This is a genomic window from Aeromicrobium sp. UBA7512, from assembly GCF_002476985.1.
GTDB classification, from domain to species: domain Bacteria; phylum Actinomycetota; class Actinomycetes; order Propionibacteriales; family Nocardioidaceae; genus Aeromicrobium; species Aeromicrobium phoceense.
The window spans coordinates 207,937-213,515 of sequence record NZ_DLNK01000002.1 but is presented as its reverse complement, the minus strand read 5'-3'; the positions used below and the strand labels follow the sequence as shown (position 1 = coordinate 213,515).

Sequence of the window (5,579 nt, the reverse complement as noted above, 5' to 3'; positions counted from 1 at the left end):
GCATCGTGACCGACCCGGGTTTGACCTGGTGAAAACGGCGATGTAAATTGGAGCCTCCGCATGGATCCGGGAACGGTGATGTGTGTGATGTGCGTCTGATCCTTGAGAACTCAACAGTGTGCCAAAAGTCGACGAATTAATTAGTAGTACCCCGGCGGCGACGAAGGACGATGGGCTTCGGTCCATGGTCGCGCGGAGCCGCAGGGACAATTCCGACAACAATGACTGTCCAGCAGTCAAAACTTGTCAGGAATCAGCTTTTCTAGATGTTGACCATGCCTTTGGGTGTGGGAGATTTTCAACGGAGAGTTTGATCCTGGCTCAGGACGAACGCTGGCGGCGTGCTTAACACATGCAAGTCGAGCGGTAAGGCTCCTTCGGGAGTACACGAGCGGCGAACGGGTGAGTAACACGTGAGTAACCTGCCCCATTCTTCGGAATAACCAGTGGAAACGCTGGCTAATGCCGAATACGACCACCGAAGGCATCTTCTGGTGGTGGAAAGCTCCGGCGGAATGGGATGGACTCGCGGCCTATCAGCTTGTTGGTGAGGTAATGGCTCACCAAGGCGACGACGGGTAGCCGGCCTGAGAGGGTGACCGGCCACACTGGGACTGAGACACGGCCCAGACTCCTACGGGAGGCAGCAGTGGGGAATATTGGACAATGGGCGAAAGCCTGATCCAGCAACGCCGCGTGAGGGATGACGGCCTTCGGGTTGTAAACCTCTTTCAGCAGGGACGAAGCGAAAGTGACGGTACCTGCAGAAGAAGGACCGGCCAACTACGTGCCAGCAGCCGCGGTAATACGTAGGGTCCGAGCGTTGTCCGGAATTATTGGGCGTAAAGGGCTCGTAGGCGGTTTGTCACGTCGGAAGTGAAAACTCAGGGCTCAACCCTGAGCGTGCTTACGATACGGGCAAACTAGAGGTATGCAGGGGAGAACGGAATTCCTGGTGTAGCGGTGGAATGCGCAGATATCAGGAGGAACACCGGTGGCGAAGGCGGTTCTCTGGGCATTACCTGACGCTGAGGAGCGAAAGCATGGGGAGCGAACAGGATTAGATACCCTGGTAGTCCATGCCGTAAACGTTGGGCGCTAGGTGTGGGGACCTTCCACGGTCTCCGTGCCGCAGCTAACGCATTAAGCGCCCCGCCTGGGGAGTACGGCCGCAAGGCTAAAACTCAAAGGAATTGACGGGGGCCCGCACAAGCGGCGGAGCATGCTGATTAATTCGATGCAACGCGAAGAACCTTACCTGGGTTTGACATATGCCGGAAAGCCGTAGAGATACGGCCCCCCTTGTGGTCGGTATACAGGTGGTGCATGGCTGTCGTCAGCTCGTGTCGTGAGATGTTGGGTTAAGTCCCGCAACGAGCGCAACCCTCGTCCTATGTTGCCAGCACGTTATGGTGGGGACTCATAGGAGACTGCCGGGGTCAACTCGGAGGAAGGTGGGGATGACGTCAAGTCTTCATGCCCCTTATGTCCAGGGCTTCAAGCATGCTACAATGGCCGGTACAAAGGGCTGCGAAACCGCGAGGTGGAGCGAATCCCAAAAAGCCGGTCTCAGTTCGGATTGGGGTCTGCAACTCGACCCCATGAAGTCGGAGTCGCTAGTAATCGCAGATCAGCAACGCTGCGGTGAATACGTTCCCGGGCCTTGTACACACCGCCCGTCACGTCATGAAAGTCGGCAACACCCGAAGCCGGTGGCCCAACCCTTGTGGAGGGAGCCGTCGAAGGTGGGGCTGGCGATTGGGACGAAGTCGTAACAAGGTAGCCGTACCGGAAGGTGCGGCTGGATCACCTCCTTTCTAAGGAGCACTCGATAAGAGACTGGACTTCAGGGTCCAGGCGGATCGTTCGTCAGCACACGTCTGACGCGGTCCAGCTCACTAGTGGACGTCGACTATTTGGCTTGTCGCCGGCGGATGACCGTCAGTACTGCTCCTTTGGGAGCGTGGAAACTCGGTCGGACACGGTGACAACTCAGGCACACTGTTGGGTCCTGAGGGATCAGCATTTTGATGTTGGATTCCTCGGACCGTACACCCCCTCGAACCACTCGATCTTGATCGAGCAGGCGTGGATTTGAGTACGGGACCGATCGTATTTTGAGAACTTCACAGTGGACGCGAGCATCTTTGTAGTAACAACAAGCTACTAAGTGCACATGGTGGATGCCTTGGCATCGAGAGCCGATGAAGGACGTTGGAGTCTGCGAAAAGCCCCGGGGAGTTGACAACCGAGCTGTGATCCGGGGATGTCCGAATGGGGAAACCCACTCAGAGGAAAGTCTGAGTACCTGCGCCTGAACACATAGGGCGTTTGGAGGGAACGTGGGGAAGTGAAACATCTCAGTACCCACAGGAAGAGAAAACAACAGTGATTCCGGTAGTAGTGGCGAGCGAAACCGGAAGAGGCTAAACCTTGGATGTGTGATAGCCGGCAGGCGTTGCATCCAGGGGGTTGTGGGACCGCACCGATTGTTCTGCCGAGCAGTCAAAGAGTCATAAACCATGAGTGAAGGTGAAGCCGACTGGAAAGTCGCGACACAGAGGGTGAGATCCCCGTAACCGTAAGCTCATGGCTCTTGTGCGTCATCCCGAGTAACACCGAACCCCTGAAATTCGGTGTGAATCTGGCGGGACCACCCGCTAAGCCTAAATACTCCTCGATGACCGATAGCGGACAAGTACCGTGAGGGAAAGGTGAAAAGTACCCCGGGAGGGGAGTGAAATAGTACCTGAAACCATGTGCATACAATCCGTTGGAGCAGTTCTTCGGAACTGTGACAGCGTGCCTTTTGAAGAATGAGCCTGCGAGTTAGCGTTGTGTAGCAAGGTTAAGGCGAGTGCCGTAGCCGTAGCGAAAGCGAGTCCGAATAGGGCGCTTGAGTTGCACGATCTAGACCCGAAGCGGAGTGATCTATCCATGGCCAGGTTGAAGCGCGGGTAAGACCGCGTGGAGGACCGAACCCACCTAGGTTAAAAACTGGGGGGATGAGCTGTGGATAGGGGTGAAAGGCCAATCAAACTCCGTGATAGCTGGTTCTCCCCGAAATGCATTTAGGTGCAGCGTCACGCGTTTCTTACCGGAGGTAGAGCACTGGATGGGCTAGGGGGCCTACAAGCTTACTGAACTCAACCAAACTCCGAATGCCGGTAAGTGAGAGCGTGGCAGTGAGACTGCGGGGGATAAGCTCCGTAGTCGAGAGGGAAACAGCCCAGACCATCAGCTAAGGTCCCAAAGCGATTGCTAAGTGGAAAAGGATGTGGAGTCGCAGAGACAACCAGGAGGTTGGCTTAGAAGCAGCCACCCTTGAAAGAGTGCGTAATAGCTCACTGGTCAAGTAATTCCGCGCCGACAATTTAGCGGGGCTCAAGCAATCCACCGAAGCTATGGGATTCACACATGAGGTAGGCCTTCGTGGTCCAGCCGTGTGGATCGGTAGGGGAGCGTCGTGTCGCGAGCGAAGCGGCGGGGTAACCCAGCCGTGGATGCGACACGAGTGAGAATGCAGGCATGAGTAGCGAATGAGGAGTGAGAAACTCCTCCACCGAATGACCAAGGGTTCCAGGGTCAAGCTAATCTTCCCTGGGTAAGTCGGGACCTAAGGCGAGGCCGACAGGCGTAGTCGATGGACAACGGGTTGATATTCCCGTACCGGCGCTGAATCGCCCATGCTGAATCCAGTGATGCTAAGTGCCCGAAACCTGACCTAACGTCTCTTCGGAGACAATGGTCAGGCGGAGCGCATGACCCGATCTGGTAGTAGGCAAGCGATGGTGTGACGCAGGAAGGTAGCTCATCCGTGGCGATGGTAGTCCACGGGTAAGGTCGTAGGACGAGTGATAGGCAAATCCGTCACTCATATGTCTGAGAGCCGATGCCACCCACTTAGTGGAGTGTGAGTGATCCTATGCTGCCGAGAAAAGCATCTAGCGAGATTCAGAGCCGCCCGTACCCCAAACCGACTCAGGTGGTCAAGTAGAGAATACTAAGGTGATCGAGAGAATCATGGTTAAGGAACTCGGCAAAATGCCCCCGTAACTTCGGGAGAAGGGGGGCCGGATGCGTGATCAGACTTGCTCTGAGAAGCGTTGAAGGCCGCAGAGACCAGGCCCAAGCGACTGTTTACTAAAAACACAGGTCCATGCTAAGTCGAAAGACGCCGTATATGGACTGACTCCTGCCCGGTGCTGGAAGGTTAAGGGGACGTGTTAGCGCAAGCGAAGCACAGAACTTAAGCCCCAGTAAACGGCGGTGGTAACTATAACCATCCTAAGGTAGCGAAATTCCTTGTCGGGTAAGTTCCGACCTGCACGAATGGAGTAACGACTTGGGCGCTGTCTCAACCATGAACTCGGCGAAATTGCACTACGAGTAAAGATGCTCGTTACGCGCGGCAGGACGGAAAGACCCCGGGACCTTTACTATAGTTTGGTATTGGTGTTTGGTTCGACTTGTGTAGGATAGGTGGGAGACTGTGAAGCTTGGACGCCAGTTCAGGTGGAGTCGCCGTTGAAATACCACTCTGGTCGTACTAGATATCTAACCTAGGTCCGTTATCCGGATCAGGGACAGTGCCTGATGGGTAGTTTAACTGGGGCGGTTGCCTCCTAAAATGTAACGGAGGCGCTCAAAGGTTCCCTCAGCCTGGTTGGCAATCAGGTTTCGAGTGTAAGTGCACAAGGGAGCTTGACTGTGAGAGTGACAGCTCGAGCAGGGACGAAAGTCGGAACTAGTGATCCGGCGCTGGCATGTGGAAGCGGCGTCGCTCAACGGATAAAAGGTACCCCGGGGATAACAGGCTGATCTTCCCCAAGAGTCCATATCGACGGGATGGTTTGGCACCTCGATGTCGGCTCGTCGCATCCTGGGGCCGTAGCAGGTCCCAAGGGTTGGGCTGTTCGCCCATTAAAGCGGCACGCGAGCTGGGTTTAGAACGTCGTGAGACAGTTCGGTCCCTATCCGCCGCGCGCGTAGGAAACTTGAGAAAGGCTGCCCCTAGTACGAGAGGACCGGGGTGGACGAACCTCTGGTGTGCCAGTTGTTCTGCCAAGAGCACGGCTGGTTGGCTACGTTCGGAAGTGATAACCGCTGAAAGCATCTAAGCGGGAAGCATGTTTCAAGATGAGGTTTCCCACTGGTTAACCAGGTAAGGCCCCCAGCAGACCACTGGGTTGATAGGCCGGAAGTAGAAGTGTGGCAACACATGGAGCTGACCGGTACTAATAGGCCGAGGGCTTGTTTCTTACAAAGATCTACCGCGTCCACTGTGAGGTTCCCGAGATATGATCGGGAGCCAGGCACACGAGTACGACCCCTCGGGGTCGATACTCGTCTGCCGCCAAGGCTTGTTGATATCTCCATAGAGTTTCGGCGACCATGGCGAAGGGGAAACACCCGGTTACATTCCGAACCCGGAAGTTAAGCCCTTCAGCGCCGATGGTACTGCACTGGAGACGGTGTGGGAGAGTAGGACGTCGCCGGACAATCATTAGCGCGAGGCCGCTCCCTTTGGGAGCGGCCTTGCTGCATTTGTGCCCCCAACAGGGCATGCTCTCTTGTGG

3 rRNA genes are annotated in these 5,579 nt (G+C 55.8%); all 3 read left to right on the top strand.

Annotation, left to right across the window (positions count from 1 at the left end):
* The first annotated feature begins 298 nt into the window (after positions 1-298).
* The 3 genes from B2363_RS01825 (at position 299) to rrf (ending at position 5,501) form a co-directional block, all read left to right on the top strand.
* Positions 299-1,817 (top strand): 16S ribosomal RNA (locus tag B2363_RS01825).
* 339 nt (positions 1,818-2,156) lie between these two features.
* Positions 2,157-5,261: ribosomal RNA gene (locus B2363_RS01820) — 23S ribosomal RNA — on the top strand.
* Positions 5,262-5,384: 123 nt separating this feature from the next.
* Positions 5,385-5,501, top strand: a 5S ribosomal RNA gene (rrf, locus tag B2363_RS01815).
* Together the 16S, 23S and 5S rRNA genes form the textbook arrangement of a ribosomal RNA operon.
* The last annotated feature ends 78 nt before the right edge of the window (positions 5,502-5,579 follow it).